The following is a 15751-nucleotide window of genomic DNA, read 5'->3' as shown; positions in this document are numbered from 1 at the left end:
GAATCTGCCTGTGTTTCTATCTTCTAGTTTTGAAGACAATTTCAATCAACGTGCCCCAATTGGCATCTTTGATAGTGGTGTGGGTGGTTTAACGGTATTGCGGCAAGTTTATCGGCAATTACCCAATGAATCAATTATTTACTTTGGCGATACAGCTAGACTACCCTACGGCATTCGTTCGCAAGCTGAGATTTTACAGTTTGTCGGCGAAATTCTGACATGGATGGAACAGCAACGTGTCAAACTGGTAATTATGGCGTGTAACACTAGTTCCGCTTTAGCGTTAGAGAAAGTACGTGTTGAGTTTTCTGTTCCTATTCTCGGCACTATTTTACCTGGAGCTAAGGCAGCTGTTGCTTGTGGTAAGCGCATTGGTGTGATTGCTACTCCCGCAACTGCCAAAAGTAATGCTTTTCGACATGCTATTCATGAGATTGATCCAAATGTTCAAGTTTGGCAAGTCGGCTGCCCAGAGTTTGTGCCACTCATTGAACAAAACCGCATTCATGACCCTTATACTGCTGAGGTAGCACGTTCCTATCTGGAGCCTTTATTAGAACAGGATATTGACACTTTGGTTTATGGCTGTACTCATTATCCCCATCTCGCACCAGTGCTGCGATCGCTCTTACCGAACGGCGTAAAATTAGTTGACCCCGCTGTTCATGTTGTGGTAGCTTGTGCGCAAGAATTAGATTTACTGGGATTGAAAAATACCCACTCACCTACACCAACACGCTTTGCTGTTAGTGGCTGTCCTCAACAGTTTGCTTCAACTTCAGTGCAGTGGCTTGGCTGTGTACCAAAAGTAGAGGTGGTAGACTTTGCTAGTGCAGTTTCCCACCTCTGGTGTGATTAGTCAATGTAAGCTAGTTGCTTGAGTTACCTTAGCGGACACCGATAGCTTTTGCTGATTTTTTTCTACTGGCTGTGAGTTGCGAGTGGGAACCGTTTTGTTCCCAGTTCGCTTTGCCAGTGCCAATAACAGGTAAACTGTTAACAAATATCCGGAAGCTAAAATAAAAATCATCATAGGCACCTTTGTGTAAATCATTTTTTCTACCAGCTGCTTTTTTGTCGTCAATATAAAATCGAATAAATTTAATGGAGCGACTAGCCACACAAAAGCGTTTTTGGTAGCTGCTGTTTGCTTATGCTAAACTTTGCGGTAGAGTACTACTACCCCCCGTAAGATTAATTTTTTATTAATTTATTTGCAAACCAAACCTACCACAGTAGATAATCTGCTCAATTGCTCATATCCACTGCAACAGCTGTCTACCCAGTCTGCGTACCATGCTATTTATGCTTTATCTCTATGTCGCAATGCTGGTTAAAGGAATGCGTTGGCATTAGTTGAAGCCCATCCTATTACTAGGTGTACTTACAACTTTTACCCATAGAGTTGCTAATTTTGTTACCAAAAAATATTTTTTTAGTAACTTTTGTGACATATTTAGTTTCACCTTAGCTATGTAGTGAAAAATACCTATTGGTTATTCACTATCGGCTGTGTGAACACTGTTTGTATTTAAAAGCCCTAGATTCTAGCGTAACACAACCACCCAGACTTTTCAGCCCTGTTTTCGGCTAAATTACAAATTTTCTGAGTAAGGGATTCTCACATTTTCACTAATTATTTTTGCTACCGATACAAATACAGGTATAAAAAATAACTTTGAAGCTCTGAAAATATTTTTAGTGTTTGGTTATTAGTATTACTGATATATTTTCGGAAAAAAATAAATTTTTTATTAAGAGATGAAGTTTATTCTATCACCAGAATCAACACACATATTTTCCTCAACAAAAAAGTAACAAATATTATCGTAATAATACTTAGAATAAATAAGTACTTTTTAATACTATAGTCATTCTACATGGAAAGTAAGTTAGGATTCTAATCACGGAAATCTTTGCGCAGGCACTGGCATATCTTAAAATGATTATAGGATATGTAAACTTTCGTAACCAAAGCCAGAGTTCGCCCGTCCATGACCCCAGCCACTTCCCTTTTTACCCCTGTGGAAGCCGATTTACTTCTCCTAGCTGATAACCTTAAACAGCTAGTAGGTAATCGCCATCCCATACTGTATGCAGCCGCCGAACACCTATTTGGAGCTGGGGGCAAGCGCATTAGACCAGCAATTGTCCTGTTAATATCAAGGGCAACAATGCTGGAGAAAGATATTACACAACGTCATAGACGCTTAGCTGAGATTACAGAAATGATTCATACGGCTAGCTTGGTACATGATGATGTGGTAGATGAATCCGTTGTGCGGCGTGGTGTTCCCACAGTTCATAGTTTATTCGGAAATCGGATTGCCGTTTTGGCAGGAGATTTTCTTTTTGCTCAATCTTCTTGGTATTTGGCAAACTTGGACAACTTGGAAGTAGTGAAACTGCTTTCAGAGGTAATCATGGATTTGGCGACTGGAGAAATTCAGCAAGGACTAAATCGTTTTGACACTAGTATCACGCTAGATACATATTTGAAAAAAAGCTATTACAAAACTGCGTCATTAATTGCCAACAGTTCTAAAGCCGCTGGAGTGTTGAGTGAAGTCAGCCAAGAAACAGCCGAAAATTTATATGGATACGGACGAGATCTTGGTTTGGCTTTCCAAATTGTCGATGATATTTTAGATTTCACTAGTTCCACAGATACTTTGGGAAAACCAGTTTGTTCAGATTTAAAAAGTGGCAATCTCACTGCACCAGTATTATTCGCGATGGAAGAAAAACCATATCTAGAAGTGCTGATTGAAAGAGAGTTTGCACAAGTTGGTGATTTAGAGCAGGCGTTAGCGTTAATTCACGATAGCCAAGGAATAGGGCGAGCGCGCGAATTAGCAGCAAATCATGCAAAACAAGCCGTGGAGCAGATTATGAACCTTTCGCCTTCTCAAGAACGTTCCTGTTTGATTCAATTGACTGATTATGTACTGAGTAGGCTTTATTAGCGGGGTAGGGGGTAGGGAGTAGGGGTGTAGGGGAGTAGGGGTGCAGGGGAGAATAAGAGTTTATGTTCTCCCAAATTCCCTCACTCACAAACTCACAAACTCACAAAATCTCCCACTCCCTATACCTTTAAGCTATATCGTTTGGTACTTGCTGCCGTGGTAAGCTTTGTTGTAGCAGATTTTGGATTTGGGTGCGAGTGACTTCAACTGCATTAGTAGTTTTGCCAGGTGACTCAAAAAAAACTATACTATCTACTGGATCTAATGCCAGCAGTTGAAACAAAATATGGGTCACAGGTATGGGGGCTGTAATTACTTGAGGGTCAAGCCCAGCAGACGAAATTAGCCCAACATCCTGTATTGTAGGGAAAGCATAAACCACGCGCTTTTCAACTTGTGGATTTGCACGGTGGCTCAATGTAGTTAAAACCCAACCATGCTCCTTGTGTTGGAGAATATAGTACTGGGGATAGCGTAATTTTTGAGCGATCGCGACAAGACCAGGGGCGACTGCTGCGACAATTTGTGGTGTAATACCATCTTGAGGTGCACTGTCAACCAGCAATTGGATTTGTGCTTGTATATCCATAAATAACCTTTTCACGACTAACGGGTATTGGCTGTAACATCAATGAGGGAAGATCTTCTCCAAATTTGGGAATAGTAAATTAAGCAAAATCCACTCGTCATAACTAAATGTTCATGCGTCTAGCTTATACGCAAAACCCACAAATCCAATCACCCAAAGTCTGACAGGTTGTATCTAAGTATGTTAGGGTCTTTTTAAAACTGCACTATGAATTCAGCCGCAACCACAACTATTCAGGGAGTTAATTCTATCGGCGTGGAGGCGATATATCAACTCCTCTTTAAGGAGCTTCATTCCTCAACCAAAGCTTCAAAGCAAAATTGCCACGATGTGGCAACACGAATTGCCGCCGAAGTTTACCGGATCTGCAATGAAAGTAAACGTATTCAAGCCGCCGGTACAGTAGAAAACTCAGCAATCACCTTAGCCAGACATCGGCTGCAACAATGTTTGAAGTACTACGAATTAGGGTCAAATCGGGGCAGGGTAGAATTACATAGTACTCTTAGCGCGATCATCTATCGCTACATCAATCCTCCGCAAAGACAACTGAGCTATCAAGGGCGACTAGTCGTCATCGAAGATTTTCTGCAAAGTTTTTATCTAGAAGCATTAAACGCTTTCCGACGGGAAAACCAACTGGGTGCTAGTTATAGCCCCAAAACACTTTTAGAACTGGCGGAGTATATGGCATTTACCGAACGCTACGCCAAGCGACGGATTCCCCTCCCAGGACGGCAACAGCAGTTGATTATCCTGCGGGCGCAAACTTTTTCCCAACAACAACCCCCAGAAACATGTGTAGATATCGAACAAGCAGCAGAGGGAAGTGGTAATGAAGCAGATGGTTCATGGGAAGACCCAGCAGTACAGCAACTGCGTAGTGCGATGGCGATGCAACCAGAACCAGAACCGCAAGAAGACACATTGCGATCTGTAGTTGTGACTGAATTAATGAGTTACTTAGAAGAACGGCAACAATCAGATTGTGCCGATTACTTCGCTCTACGTCTCCAAGATTTATCAGCACAAGAGATTGAGTCCATTCTCAATTTGACCCCTCGGCAGCGAGATTACTTACAACAGCGGTTTAAATACCATCTAATTCGATTTGCCTTGTTGCACCGTTGGGAATTAGTTCACGAGTGGTTAGAAGCCGATTTGCACATGAATTTGGGCTTGACACCCCAGCAGTGGCAAACTTACACAGAGCAACTTGACGATAAACAGCGATCTTTACTGGAGTTGAAGCAACAGGGGCAACCAGACGAAAAAATTGCCAAAACTTTAGGTCTGTCAATGGCACAATTACAAAAAAGGTGGTTTAAAATTTTGGAACAAGCTTGGGAAATTCGTAACTCCCTAATGTCCGGATCAAGTGCTTCTACTCATGAATAGTGACTCAGAATCCAAGACAAACAATTTACTCATACAGTTTTTAGCAACAAAAGCTAAAGTTTGTGAGCATAAATTGGTAAAGTGTATGGATATTGACGGGGTAAAAAATTCTCTGTGCTAAACCGCTGTTTACAGTGGTGCAGGAGGATTACCCCAAACATCTCTACTGGGAGAAATTCCTACTGTGCAAGAACGTTTCCAAGCCGTCCTTAAACGTCGGCTCAAAGACCACATTCAAACTAAACCACCCTTGTTCCCTTGGGAAACACAATTAGTGGATTATCCCGACTTCGTAGACAACCAGTCAATGACATTGGTTCCAGCTTGGTGTTGGGCAGCACAGCAGTCTCGCCTGCATCTGCCCATACCTCTGCCAGAAAAAATCTTCCAACAATTGTTGGAGAAATGTCAAGCATTGGTGACAACTTCACTGCCTTTAGGGACAAAATTAGTTCAAGTAGTGGAAAACTTTTTCCCTCAAGATTCCCACGCACTGAATGACTTAGCCGGAATGGTGCTAAGAAGTCCCTATCGTTCAGTTGATTCTTTAGAAACAATACCTAATCTTGACGGCAGTTACTCAGATTTACAACCCCATCAACAAATGGCGTTGTCTTTGTTGGCTGCTAAGCAATTGCTAGAAAATTTAACTTTGCCAATTTCCACACTTTACCCAGTGGTAGAAAGGCAATGGTTAACAACTGTAGGTGTTTTAACCCTTTGCGTTGAATATCAGTTTGAGGGTAAATCAAAATTAATAGTCCAGGGTGAGTTACCCACAAAAGGGGTTTTAAAGCTAACGGGAGCAACCTCCCTCGCAATGGCTCAATCTTCAACTCCAGGAAGCTTGAGTGTAGAATTATGCTGCACTCAAAACCAGACATATACCTTGGAAGTTGAGTTACAAGAAATAGACAGTCAACCACTTGTGTTTGTAATTATTCCGACAATGATATAAATAAACATTGTGGTTGTATATGCTACCGCTAGCACTTCTTCATCTATAAACGCCGTTATAAAATGATCATCCTGGTTTTGGCACGTATCCCTCCTTTAATAACAGCGGTTTCGAGGGCGTTTTTAAGAAAGCTGAAATTATCAAAACATTTGCGAGTCAGGTTCACTTGGCTCGCAATGAACTTCTTTGTTGGATACTGCTTTTGAAACGCTTTGAAAAGGCTCAGGGCAGCTATGCAGAGGGCAGCTATGTAACTCCATCAATAAATTGAGTGGAGTTTTCCAGGATAAGTAGGCGTTATCAGTCTACTTGAGTAAAATTACAGACGACAGTATTAGTTTTTGTCGTCTGTACTCAAAATGGAAGATTACTTTGCGGGTGCAGGTGCTAGCGTTGATTAGTGTGAGAAGAGTGACAAATGTGGCGACGGTAACTTGTTGAGACTGGTTTCACGCGAGAGTGTGATTGGAGTTACTACCGTCGCTACAGACAAAATTTCGCCCCGTTACCATGCAGAGCATGGTAATATGTTACGGGGAACTAATCCATCTTCAGCAGAATTTAGTAGCAAAAAAATTTGTTCTTGCCATACATCTTTAGATATATTTTTAGAAAATTTACTATTGAAATAGCTAAAGCAAGCAATTCCAGATAAAACTAGAAAATGCGTCAATTTTAGCATTGTAACTCCAATTCTTTGTAGATAACATGGAAATTAGTTTGTTATAAGCTTCTTAAACTGCATTTGGCGTCAGTTTTTTATGGATATTCAGTTAATCAACATCGGTTTTGGCAACATCGTGTCTGCCAACCGAGTAGTTGCCATTGTCAGTCCAGAGTCGGCTCCGATCAAGAGGATTATCACCGATGCTCGGGATCGAGGTCAACTGGTTGATGCAACTTATGGTCGCCGTACTAGAGCTGTAATTATCACTGATTCTAGTCATGTCATTCTTTCGGCAATTCAACCAGAAACGGTGGCAAACCGCTTTGTCATCTCTCGCGATCATCAAGTTGTGGATAACTGACGGTAAACAAGCAAGCGTACTCCATTTACAAATAATTTATTGCCAAATCCGTTTTTTCATATGAATTAAATAAAATTTCTGTTAATATTGCCACAATCTTTGTTGGTCAGTAGTCGTATAGACACATAAAAGACTAATGGCTAATTGATGACGTCTATTGATTCACGTATTTAAGGATGATGCAAGTTTTATCTACCAAAAATGGTGCTACTACCATAAAAGAACCCTCAGTGGGCAGACTAATTATTTTAACCGGTCCCAGTGGAGTCGGGAAAGGCACTTTAATGCGATCGCTCCTACAGCGTCATCCAGAACTTTACTATTCTATCTCAGTGACAACTCGTCCTCAACGCCCAGGCGAAATTGACGGCAAGGATTATTACTTTATCAGCCGCAGCAAGTTTGAGCAAATGGTAGACCGGGGTGAATTATTAGAGTGGGCAGAATTTGCCGGCAACTACTATGGCACTCCCCGCGAAGCTGTACTCAAGCAAATTAGTTCAGGCAGAACAGTTGTGCTAGAAATTGAACTAAAAGGGGCAAGACAGATTCGTGCCTCATATCCTTGCGCCATCAGCATCTTTATTCTGCCTCCTTCCTTAAATGAATTGGAAAGACGTATCCGTAATCGCGCCCAAGACTCCATGGAAGCAATTACCCGTCGTCTGCGTTGCGCTGGTGAAGAAATCAATGCTGCCCATGAATTTGATCTTCAAATCGTTAATGACGACTTTGAAACAGCTTTAAATTCAATTGAAGCAGCTTTGTTTACTTAATTGTGTAGGGACGAACTACTGTTCATCCCTACCTTTAGGAGCAATTTTCGTAGAGACGTTCCGGCGGAACATCTCTACTGTACAGACGTTCCGCCGGAACGTCTCTACCATGACTACTTCCCAAATACACCCAGAATTAACCCAAGATTGCTAGCGATGAAGTAAGCAACTACTGCACCACCAAGCCCACCAATTAAGAAAGCACTAGCAAAGTTGTTCCAACCTTCACTAGATTTAAAAGAATCGGGAGGATTGGGTACAGTAACAGTAGCAACTGGCTGGTTAGGGTTGCTATTGGCATATAGGGACAATGTGCCTGTGAGAATCACAATCAAACCCAAAGTTGCTAGTAATCCAGCAAAGTTGGCATCAGCTGTATCACGCAGGGGACCAAGTTTTGCAAAAGGACCAAATATCCAGTAACCATGTGCCATGCCTATTTCTATTCCTCTGCGGAAAGTCGTTATTCCTGGACGGTAAGCAGGCAAATTATTAATGTACCACTTGGTTAATCCAGAAGCATTAATTGGCGTTTCTAAGTTACCTCGTTGTGGATTGCGCCATTCAGGAAAAACAACTTCCTGATTTCTTGGATCACTTGAACGGTTTTTTGATGCATCTACTGCTTGTGCTATATCTGCCATATCTTATGTTTCCTCTAAATAAAATGGTGGCATTTTCATATTAATAATAATTGGCGCTATATATTATTTTTACTTGTGAAATTTAAAAAAATTAATTTATTAAAATATGAATAATAAATTATGAATTATGAAATTCTTAAGCTTCATAATTCATAATTCATCCTGCTTAATACTTATGGTAGTGGATGGAAAAGTAGGTCAGGGAAGAAGTAGTTAAATACAATCAACAGCACAGCAGTGAGAATCAAGTTGACAAACAATAAAACTGGTGCCAAGGAAAGGTATCTAAGCAAATAATTTTGCGACGAGTTTTGCGCCATGAATCATTCTCTCCAATCAAATTTATTTTGGTATTACTTCCCGTTGGGAAACATTCTAACGAGGTGAAATGGGAATTTCTTCATCCTTAGCGGTTAATTCCCCAGACAGAAGTTCTTTCACAGCAGCAAGGGGCCAAGTGAAGCCAGAAAGTATAATTGGCAGTGCTTTTGGCAGTTCAATTACCACTTCCTTGATTTCTACATCGCCGCCTTCCTTCTTAATTGCTTGTAGATAAGAGCGACCTACCCAACCAATCCAACCTGCAATATACAGGAACAGAATGCTAGGAATTAAGAAGTCACCAGCACGATCCAGACGACCATCTACAATTAAATGAGGTAGACCTTCCGGACCACAAAGTGCTTGAGAGTAACGTTCAAATCTCTTAATTCCTGATTCAGGGTCAAAGTTAGTATTACGGGCAGTTTCTACTCTTTCCAAAAAGGCAGGAGAATCACTGCACCGTACTAGTCCAGCCCCTTCTGCGGAGGCAGGAGAGGCAAAGTTAAACACTAAACAAATTGCTAAAATCAGAGCAAACAAGCATCGCATGGAATTGTTCCCTTTTATGACGAAACAAAAAATCTCTTGTACAAAACGAAGCGGCTTGTACAACCTTGATTAGTTAAATTCACGATTAAATCAGGTTAAACCAGGATTTTGCCAGGTGTCAATCTGGCAGAATTGCTGATATTTCCTGTGATTTGGTCGTATATGCAAGCATATGGAAATCATACTCTTGGTTGTGTACCGGGTAAAGTTTAAGTCAATAAAAGTTAAAATTTCTCAAACAAGTCCTTATTTGGTGGAACAAGCGCAATGTCAACAGTTTTAGCGATCGAAACTAGTTGTGATGAAACTGCTGTAGCAATTGTTAAAAATCGTCAAGTTTTAAGTAGTATTATTAATTCACAAATTCCAGTTCATCAGCAGTACGGTGGGGTAGTACCAGAAGTAGCATCCCGTCAGCATCTAGAAACAATCAATCAAGCGATCGCCGAAGCATTAGAACAAGCAGAACTAGACTGGGGACAAATTGACGGAATCGCCGCCACCTGTGCGCCTGGACTAGTAGGGGCATTATTAGTAGGGCTAACCGCAGCCAAAACCCTATCAATGGTACATAACAAACCATTCATCGGCGTTCATCACCTCGAAGGTCACATTTACGCGACCTACTTAAGCGAACCAACCCTAGAACCTCCTTTTCTCAGTTTGCTAGTTTCTGGCGGACACACAAGCTTAATTTATGTTAAAGATTGTGGTGTCTACGAAACACTGGGCGAAACTCGAGATGATGCAGCAGGTGAAGCCTTCGATAAAGTGGCACGCTTATTGCATTTAGGATATCCTGGTGGACCAGTAATTGATCGATTAGCACAACAAGGAAATCCACAAGCTTTTACCTTACCATCTGGAAAAGTGTCTCTACCCAACGGCGGATATCATCCCTATGATGCTAGTTTTAGTGGATTAAAAACAGCAGTGTTACGATTAGTGCAGCAGTTAGAGAAAAATGGCTCATCTTTACCTTTGGCAGATCTAGCTGCTAGCTTTCAAGAAACTGTAGTGCAAAGTCTGACAACTAGAGCAATTAGATGCGCCCTTGACTATGGTTTAAACACCATAGCAGTTGGTGGAGGTGTAGCAGCTAACAGTGGACTCAGAAAAAATCTCCAAGCTGCAGCGGCAGAACATCACTTGCAGGTGCTATTTCCCCCCCTGAAATACTGCACTGACAACGCGGCAATGATTGGTTGTGCAGCTTGCGATCATCTCAATCGTGGTCATACATCCTCCCTTACCTTAAGCGTTCAGTCCCGGTTAGGACTAACCCACGTCATGGAGCTTTATCGGTGTTGAGCAATTATGGAGCGGATATGACTAGCAACGGCATCTGGTTGTTCTAACATAGCCAGATGTCCACAATCAGGAATTTCAATGACATTATCACCGCAATATTGAAACAATGGGTGAAACGACGCTAGGTGACGAACATACTTAGGTTCCATCACCTTATCCTCTGCACCAGTCAAGAAATAAACTGGTTGCTGAAGTTGAGAAACTAGCTGAGGTAAACGGTTGATTTCTTCTTCAGTGGTAGAGTCTAATAGTGACCCCAAAGCAGCTTCTGGATCGGCAACCACAAAATCAATCACCCGTTGACGCGCCCAATAACGGTCTAGAGGACGTGCTACACTATCTCGAGTAAATAGCAAATCAATTAAAGGTAGTTGAGACAGCCAGCGTGGACGGACTTGTAAATAGCGCTGACCCTCCGAGCGAAATTGCTCAAAGGCTTCTTTAAGATATATACCACCACCTGAGTTGATACAAATAACACCAGCTACGCGCTCTGGCATCTGGGCGGCTGCCCATAGAGCGATCGTACCGCCCAAGAAATGACCAATTACCCAAGCACTATTAATATTGAGCTGTTGCAGGAGGGCTGTTAAATCCTGAGCATAGGCAGATGGTGTGTAAAGGGAATCAAAAGGATTAGTAAAACTATTACTATAGGAGGATGCCAAATTTACTGGAAGTTGTTCTCGACTATAATCGGTTTTTGCTGCTACTTGAGACTTGCCAAAACCCCTTAAATCGTAAGACAAACACTGGAAATCAACAGATAGGCGAGAAATCACAGGTTGCCAGTATCCACGGCTGTTGAGCCAGCCATGAACAAAGACCAAAGCATGGGGGTAGGAAGTAGGAGCTGTGAGTTCGTATGCGTGTGGAACGCCTAAGATTTCGATGATTGCCATACTTACTATCCTACCCTATGACAATCATCTCCCTAGCAACCTAGTTCCCACTCCTTCAGCAATTTTATGACCCAGATATTCAGGAATTAAACTTTCATTTGGTCCGAGCAAGTAAAGTATGAGGCGTGTACGTCCGCGCCATACCAACAAATTAGCATTGACGACCAAAAGGTCTTCTTGCCAGATGGCGTACATCACTTTATAAAATAATCCGGGTTGGTTATCGGCTTCTACAACCAAAGCTGGAAGATGGAAGACTGGATCGACGTAGAACTCGGTTTGTACTTGCTCTAAGCCAGTATCAAGATTAAATTCTACTGCCAGCATCTCTTCTACCTCAAATCTCCCCGCTAAAGCCTCTCGAATAGCGCGACAGACGTTCTCGGCAGTTTTTTCCGTTAGTGCTTTACTACCGCGAGAAACTAGCAGTTTAATAAACACCAACATCGGTGGTTGAATTTGACCGTATAAACTTATACCATGTATTGTTAGACCATAAGCAGCCAGCACACCAAAAATGTCGCTCAACAAAAAAGACTGGTTACGGTAAGCAAAATGCAAAGCACTCTTGCTACCTTCACCTTTAAGTTCAATTACAGCGTGTCTAGTTTTATAAAGACGGTAAGCCAGTCGCAAATTTTGCAGTTGAATTTCACTACTGACAAATTGCTCATAAAATTGGGGAAACGCTCGATTAAAGCGTTTAAGCAGTTCCAATGTCGAAGATTTTAAACCTGAAGCCATAATTTGGAATTGGGAATGGAGGATTTGGTTAATTTCTACTAGGCTCCACAACAAAATGCTAAAGTTGAAATTGATTGATGTAAGACTAGCGCTTACTGATACATCCTACTGAAGATCCTCATCTCACTCAAAAATCAATGAGTATATGGTGTATCACGATGGATAAGTCAGTAAAATGCTAATCGTCACTCTTTCAGTAAAAACTAACACTGTTACACTACCCGAACCACGTTGGCATGGGTTTTTGGAAAACTTGGTTCAGTACATCTGAAGCCGCAGCGACAAATAGGTCAACCTATGAAGACGAAATGAACGTAGATGCTGCCGCACATTCCAGCAACAGCAGCGATCGGATCATTTTTAGTACGGAACGCGATCTCGACTTGTATGAGTTAGAAGAACTTTGTGATGCAGTCGGTTGGTCACGCCGTCCTCTGAGAAAAGTCAAAAAAGCCCTTGAACACAGTTTTCTCGTAGCTTCCATGTGGCAAGTACGCGGAAACAAAAGACGACTCATTGGTTTTGCTCGTGCTACGTCAGATCACGCTTTTAATGCCACGATCTGGGATGTAGTAGTTCACCCAGAGTTTCAAGGTCAAGGATTGGGCAAGGCATTAATGAAATATGTACTTAAAAAACTTAGGAGTGAAGAAATTAGCAACGTCACTCTTTTTGCCGACCCTCATGTGGTAGACTTTTACCGCACTTTAGGGTTTATGTCCGACCCGGAGGGTATCAAGGGTATGTTTTGGTATCCTCAATAAAAGTAAAAAGTTAAAAGTTAAAAGTAAAAAGAAAGATTTCTGGAGAAGGTTGATCAATGTGAGGTTAAAGGTGTAGTTAAAATAAATTTGTCATTCTTAGCAAGATGTGATAATATATTGAGGTGAGTGGAAAAAAAATCAACCACTCATCAAGAGATATAACGGGATGTAGCGCAGCTTGGTAGCGCGCCTGCTTTGGGAGCAGGATGCCGCAGGTTCAAATCCTGTCATCCCGATTTGGTATGATTATTGTAGAGACGCTCGGGCGGAGCGTCTCTACTGTTGTGTGTTTTTGGCGATCGGCTTGATCCCCCCAACCCCCCTTCCTACGTGGGGTTGGGGGATATTCGTGGGCTATAAATTATAACCGAGAAGCATTGGTAAACATTTTATATAAGAAAATATAGAGTTATTTACTTTTTAAATATAAAAATTAAAACTATATTGTGCTTAAATTATCCCTCGATTAAGGGTTTTATAGGTTAGTAGATGTGCATTTTAATTGCTGATTCTTCCGTATAGAAAAATTTGTACTATCTTCCTGTCATAGCTGCTTTAACGGGTTATCAGACAAATTGAACCATCAGCAGTAGGGGCGAATGGTTGTTCGCATGTAACAAAAAAATAAAAATTAATGTAAATAATAAGACATCTATCTCTAGAGGTATGTGGAACGAATTACAATATGGTGGCGTCATCGAAAGTTAGCAGAGACAATAAAATGTCAGGTGTCACCTTCGTGAAAATAAAATCTTTCATAAGGCAGTTGCAAAAGTTGGAGTAGCGTCTATTTTTTAAACAAGGCGCAACAGCCAAAGTATAGCAACATATACCAGGCATCTACAGTCCCAATCGCTGTTGAAGCGCAAATAGATCATGAAAGCACTGTCAACTAGCGAAGAGGGTAATATAACTAAAACTAGTTAGTTTTGTACAATTCCAACCTTTTACCTGATTTGATTGAAGTATTGATGCTAGGAGCAGTCATGAAATCATTAGTTCGCTGGGGTACAACATTTGGTTTAGTGGGAAGTACTCTGCTGGCAACGGTAATTAGCGGAAACGCCCCAGTGCTAGCATTAACGGAACAACAAATTAAAGAAAAACTCGATTCAGTACCTGTTTATTTAATCACGAATGCTCAAGGTTTACCTCTGAGCCGTCCCCTACAACAACAAGCTAACAACGCGCAACAAAAAGGTGCCGGTTCGGTAACAGGCGTTTACATGAGCCAAAAAGAGGCTCAGGCTTTTATCTCTGAACTGCGCAATGCCAAAGGTCAAGATGCGAAAATGACAGAATTGGTAAAAAGCCTACAAGTGACAGCAGTACCACTAGGTGTAATTTATCAGCAATTACAACAAACCAAAAATCAGCAAAACCGTCTGTTATTTGCCTTCAAACCTGTAGAACAAGAAGTTAAAGGAGCAATGGATTTGCTCAAAGCTAGTGGTCAACAAGTACAGCAATTTAAGAGTGTACCTGTTTTTGCTGTGAGATTTGCACCAGATAAGGGTTACGTACCCATCAAAGCTGGTGCAAGCGAAAAGCAGGAAATGATTCCACTGTTTTTCAGCAAGCAAGATGCTCAAGGTTTATTAACTCAAGTCAAGCAAAAGTTTCCCAAGGCTGATATTCAGGTAGTAGACGTAGACGGAGTGATCAAAACATTACAGGATAAAAACGATAAGTGGCTGGAACAAGTTGTCTTAGTGCCATCCCCAGAATCAAGACAATATATTCAGACACTACCAAAAACAGAGGGAAATAACGCACCCAAGCCAAATGCTCCCGCCCAAAAGAAATAACCTTTCTCAAATATGGCGGATATACAGCCGATCGCAGGACAACAAATATGGCAGTGGCGTAATGCAGCAATCCAAGCCGCACTCGCTGCTGATGTCCCACCTGGTGAGGTAGATTGGCTACTCAAAGAGGTAGCTGGGTTAGACAGTTTAGCACTGCGTTTGCAGTCTTTTCGAGACAAGTCTATTCAGCTAACTCTTCCTCTAGAAGAATTAGAGGCACTGTGGCAAAGGCGATTACATGAACGTTTGCCGGTGCAGTATATCACAGGATTTACACACTGGCGACAATTTAAAATTATCGTATCTCCTGCTGTTTTAATTCCCAGACCAGAAACAGAATCCTTGATTGATTTAGCAGTTGCAGCTTCAGTTGAAAGTAAAAACAATCTACAACTGGGACATTGGGCGGATTTAGGCACTGGTAGTGGTGCGATCGCCATCTCCCTAGCCGATGCATTCAAACAAGCGACAATTCACGCAGTTGATTTTAGTCAGCAAGCACTTTTTATTGCCGCCGCCAACGCCCGCAATTGTGGTTTTGCGGAGCGCATTCACTTTTATCAAGGTTCTTGGTGGGAGCCGTTACAATCATACAAAGGTCAGTTTAGTGGTATGGTGTCAAATCCACCTTATATTCCCACTAATACTGTATCTACATTACAACCAGAAGTAGTCAACCATGAACCCCATCTAGCTTTAGATGGTGGTGCTGATGGATTAAATTGCATTCGCCATTTAATCGCCACTTCCCTAGACTATTTACGCCCTGGTGGTATATGGCTAATTGAAATGATGGCAGGGCAAGCTCCAGCAGTGCAAGAACTGTTAGTACAAGGTGGCTACTGCAATATTCAAATTCATGCTGATTTAGCTGGTATTGAGCGCTTTGCTGTGGCTTATAGGAGATAGGAATTGTAGAGATGTTCCGCCGAAACGTCTGTACAGTCGTCGTAGAGACTTTCCGCCGGAACGTCTGTACAGGAGATAGGA

The 15751-nt window shown here is 41.7% G+C and carries 16 protein-coding genes, 1 tRNA gene and 1 pseudogene; 11 read left to right on the top strand and 7 right to left on the bottom strand.

Going from position 1 to position 15751, the window contains the following annotated elements; all coding sequences use genetic code 11:
* The first annotated feature begins 10 nt into the window (after positions 1-10).
* A complete protein-coding gene (gene murI / locus ICL16_RS06250) occupies positions 11-859 on the top strand; it encodes a glutamate racemase (protein ID WP_190825997.1) in 849 nt (282 codons plus the stop codon).
* Here the strand turns inward: murI and ICL16_RS06245 are convergent, their stop codons facing one another.
* Positions 860-1054, bottom strand: a complete 195-nt coding sequence (locus ICL16_RS06245; protein ID WP_190825996.1) for a hypothetical protein — start codon at positions 1052-1054, stop codon at positions 860-862. It lies immediately after the preceding gene.
* A gap of 940 nt (positions 1055-1994) precedes the next feature.
* Between ICL16_RS06245 and sds the strand changes: the two genes are divergently transcribed.
* Positions 1995-2966 (top strand): solanesyl diphosphate synthase, encoded by a 972-nt coding sequence (sds, locus tag ICL16_RS06240; protein ID WP_190825995.1) that lies wholly within the window; start codon positions 1995-1997, stop codon positions 2964-2966.
* 127 nt (positions 2967-3093) lie between these two features.
* Here the strand turns inward: sds and ICL16_RS06235 are convergent, their stop codons facing one another.
* The gene (locus tag ICL16_RS06235) at positions 3094-3555 is read right to left on the bottom strand and encodes a hypothetical protein (protein ID WP_190825994.1); all 462 of its coding nucleotides are present in this window, start codon (positions 3553-3555) and stop codon (positions 3094-3096) included.
* A gap of 207 nt (positions 3556-3762) precedes the next feature.
* Here ICL16_RS06235 and hetZ point away from each other — a divergent pair, with 207 nt between their 5' ends.
* The 4 genes and pseudogenes from hetZ to gmk all read left to right on the top strand — a co-directional run bounded on the left by hetZ (position 3763) and on the right by gmk (position 7715).
* Complete coding sequence (gene hetZ, locus ICL16_RS06230; RefSeq protein WP_190825993.1) at positions 3763-4953, top strand: heterocyst differentiation protein HetZ; 1191 nt, start codon at positions 3763-3765, stop codon at positions 4951-4953.
* A pseudogene (locus ICL16_RS06225) lies at positions 4946-5911 on the top strand (PatU). The gene hetZ and the pseudogene ICL16_RS06225 overlap by 8 nt, the downstream one beginning before the upstream one ends.
* 761 nt (positions 5912-6672) lie before the next feature.
* Complete coding sequence (gene remA / locus ICL16_RS06220) at positions 6673-6939, top strand: extracellular matrix/biofilm regulator RemA (RefSeq protein WP_190825992.1); 267 nt, start codon at positions 6673-6675, stop codon at positions 6937-6939.
* 176 nt (positions 6940-7115) lie between these two features.
* Positions 7116-7715 (top strand): guanylate kinase, encoded by a 600-nt coding sequence (gene gmk, locus ICL16_RS06215; RefSeq protein ID WP_190825991.1) that lies wholly within the window; start codon positions 7116-7118, stop codon positions 7713-7715.
* Positions 7716-7828: 113 nt separating this feature from the next.
* Here gmk and ICL16_RS06210 read toward each other — a convergent pair whose 3' ends face one another.
* From ICL16_RS06210 to ICL16_RS06200, 3 genes are all read right to left on the bottom strand, one after another.
* On the bottom strand, positions 7829-8350 hold the full coding sequence (locus ICL16_RS06210) for a photosystem I reaction center subunit XI (RefSeq protein WP_190826048.1): 522 nt from the start codon (positions 8348-8350) through the stop codon (positions 7829-7831).
* Between the two features lie 182 nt (positions 8351-8532).
* On the bottom strand, positions 8533-8679 hold the full coding sequence (locus ICL16_RS06205) for a Photosystem I reaction center subunit IX (protein ID WP_190825990.1): 147 nt from the start codon (positions 8677-8679) through the stop codon (positions 8533-8535).
* 55 nt (positions 8680-8734) lie between these two features.
* The gene (locus ICL16_RS06200; RefSeq protein ID WP_190825989.1) at positions 8735-9232 is read right to left on the bottom strand and encodes a Photosystem I reaction center subunit III; all 498 of its coding nucleotides are present in this window, start codon (positions 9230-9232) and stop codon (positions 8735-8737) included.
* Between the two features lie 267 nt (positions 9233-9499).
* On the opposite strand from ICL16_RS06200, the gene tsaD reads away from it, so the two are divergent.
* Positions 9500-10543, top strand: a complete 1044-nt coding sequence (tsaD, locus tag ICL16_RS06195; RefSeq protein ID WP_190825988.1) for a tRNA (adenosine(37)-N6)-threonylcarbamoyltransferase complex transferase subunit TsaD — start codon at positions 9500-9502, stop codon at positions 10541-10543.
* On the opposite strand, the gene ICL16_RS06190 is transcribed toward tsaD, so the two are convergent.
* Positions 10531-11445, bottom strand: coding sequence for an alpha/beta fold hydrolase (locus ICL16_RS06190; RefSeq protein ID WP_190825987.1), 915 nt, complete (start codon positions 11443-11445; stop codon positions 10531-10533). The genes tsaD and ICL16_RS06190 overlap by 13 nt on opposite strands.
* Before the next feature lie 24 nt (positions 11446-11469).
* On the bottom strand, positions 11470-12189 hold the full coding sequence (locus ICL16_RS06185; RefSeq protein WP_190825986.1) for an ACT domain-containing protein: 720 nt from the start codon (positions 12187-12189) through the stop codon (positions 11470-11472).
* A 236-nt stretch (positions 12190-12425) separates the two neighbouring features.
* Here ICL16_RS06185 and ICL16_RS06180 point away from each other — a divergent pair, with 236 nt between their 5' ends.
* The 4 genes from ICL16_RS06180 to prmC all read left to right on the top strand — a co-directional run bounded on the left by ICL16_RS06180 (position 12426) and on the right by prmC (position 15670).
* Complete coding sequence (locus ICL16_RS06180) at positions 12426-12953, top strand: GNAT family N-acetyltransferase (RefSeq protein ID WP_190825985.1); 528 nt, start codon at positions 12426-12428, stop codon at positions 12951-12953.
* A 162-nt stretch (positions 12954-13115) separates the two neighbouring features.
* Positions 13116-13189 (top strand) — tRNA-Pro (locus ICL16_RS06175).
* Between the two features lie 750 nt (positions 13190-13939).
* Positions 13940-14761, top strand: a complete 822-nt coding sequence (locus ICL16_RS06170) for a Tic22 family protein (protein WP_190825984.1) — start codon at positions 13940-13942, stop codon at positions 14759-14761.
* A gap of 12 nt (positions 14762-14773) precedes the next feature.
* Positions 14774-15670, top strand: a complete 897-nt coding sequence (gene prmC / locus ICL16_RS06165) for a peptide chain release factor N(5)-glutamine methyltransferase (RefSeq protein WP_190825983.1) — start codon at positions 14774-14776, stop codon at positions 15668-15670.
* Positions 15671-15751: the final 81 nt, after the last annotated feature.

This window comes from Iningainema tapete BLCC-T55, from assembly GCF_014698965.1.
Lineage (GTDB): Bacteria > Cyanobacteriota > Cyanobacteriia > Cyanobacteriales > Nostocaceae > Iningainema > Iningainema tapete.
Note: the sequence above shows the minus strand (reverse complement) of the source record. Positions and strands in the feature narration are given on the sequence as shown.

What these genes read in the sequence shown, in the direction of transcription:
- ICL16_RS06245 (WP_190825996.1), bottom strand. Translation starts at nt 1,054, where the DNA reads ATGATTTACACAAAGGTGCCTATGATGATTTTTATTTTAGCTTCCGGA.
- sds (WP_190825995.1), top strand. Translation starts at nt 1,995, where the DNA reads ATGACCCCAGCCACTTCCCTTTTTACCCCTGTGGAAGCCGATTTACTT.
- ICL16_RS06235 (WP_190825994.1), bottom strand. Translation starts at nt 3,555, where the DNA reads ATGGATATACAAGCACAAATCCAATTGCTGGTTGACAGTGCACCTCAA.
- hetZ (WP_190825993.1), top strand. Translation starts at nt 3,763, where the DNA reads ATGAATTCAGCCGCAACCACAACTATTCAGGGAGTTAATTCTATCGGC.
- remA (WP_190825992.1), top strand. Translation starts at nt 6,673, where the DNA reads ATGGATATTCAGTTAATCAACATCGGTTTTGGCAACATCGTGTCTGCC.
- gmk (WP_190825991.1), top strand. Translation starts at nt 7,116, where the DNA reads ATGATGCAAGTTTTATCTACCAAAAATGGTGCTACTACCATAAAAGAA.
- ICL16_RS06205 (WP_190825990.1), bottom strand. Translation starts at nt 8,679, where the DNA reads ATGGCGCAAAACTCGTCGCAAAATTATTTGCTTAGATACCTTTCCTTG.
- ICL16_RS06200 (WP_190825989.1), bottom strand. Translation starts at nt 9,232, where the DNA reads ATGCGATGCTTGTTTGCTCTGATTTTAGCAATTTGTTTAGTGTTTAAC.
- tsaD (WP_190825988.1), top strand. Translation starts at nt 9,500, where the DNA reads ATGTCAACAGTTTTAGCGATCGAAACTAGTTGTGATGAAACTGCTGTA.
- ICL16_RS06190 (WP_190825987.1), bottom strand. Translation starts at nt 11,445, where the DNA reads ATGGCAATCATCGAAATCTTAGGCGTTCCACACGCATACGAACTCACA.
- ICL16_RS06185 (WP_190825986.1), bottom strand. Translation starts at nt 12,189, where the DNA reads ATGGCTTCAGGTTTAAAATCTTCGACATTGGAACTGCTTAAACGCTTT.
- ICL16_RS06180 (WP_190825985.1), top strand. Translation starts at nt 12,426, where the DNA reads ATGGGTTTTTGGAAAACTTGGTTCAGTACATCTGAAGCCGCAGCGACA.
- ICL16_RS06170 (WP_190825984.1), top strand. Translation starts at nt 13,940, where the DNA reads ATGAAATCATTAGTTCGCTGGGGTACAACATTTGGTTTAGTGGGAAGT.
- prmC (WP_190825983.1), top strand. Translation starts at nt 14,774, where the DNA reads ATGGCGGATATACAGCCGATCGCAGGACAACAAATATGGCAGTGGCGT.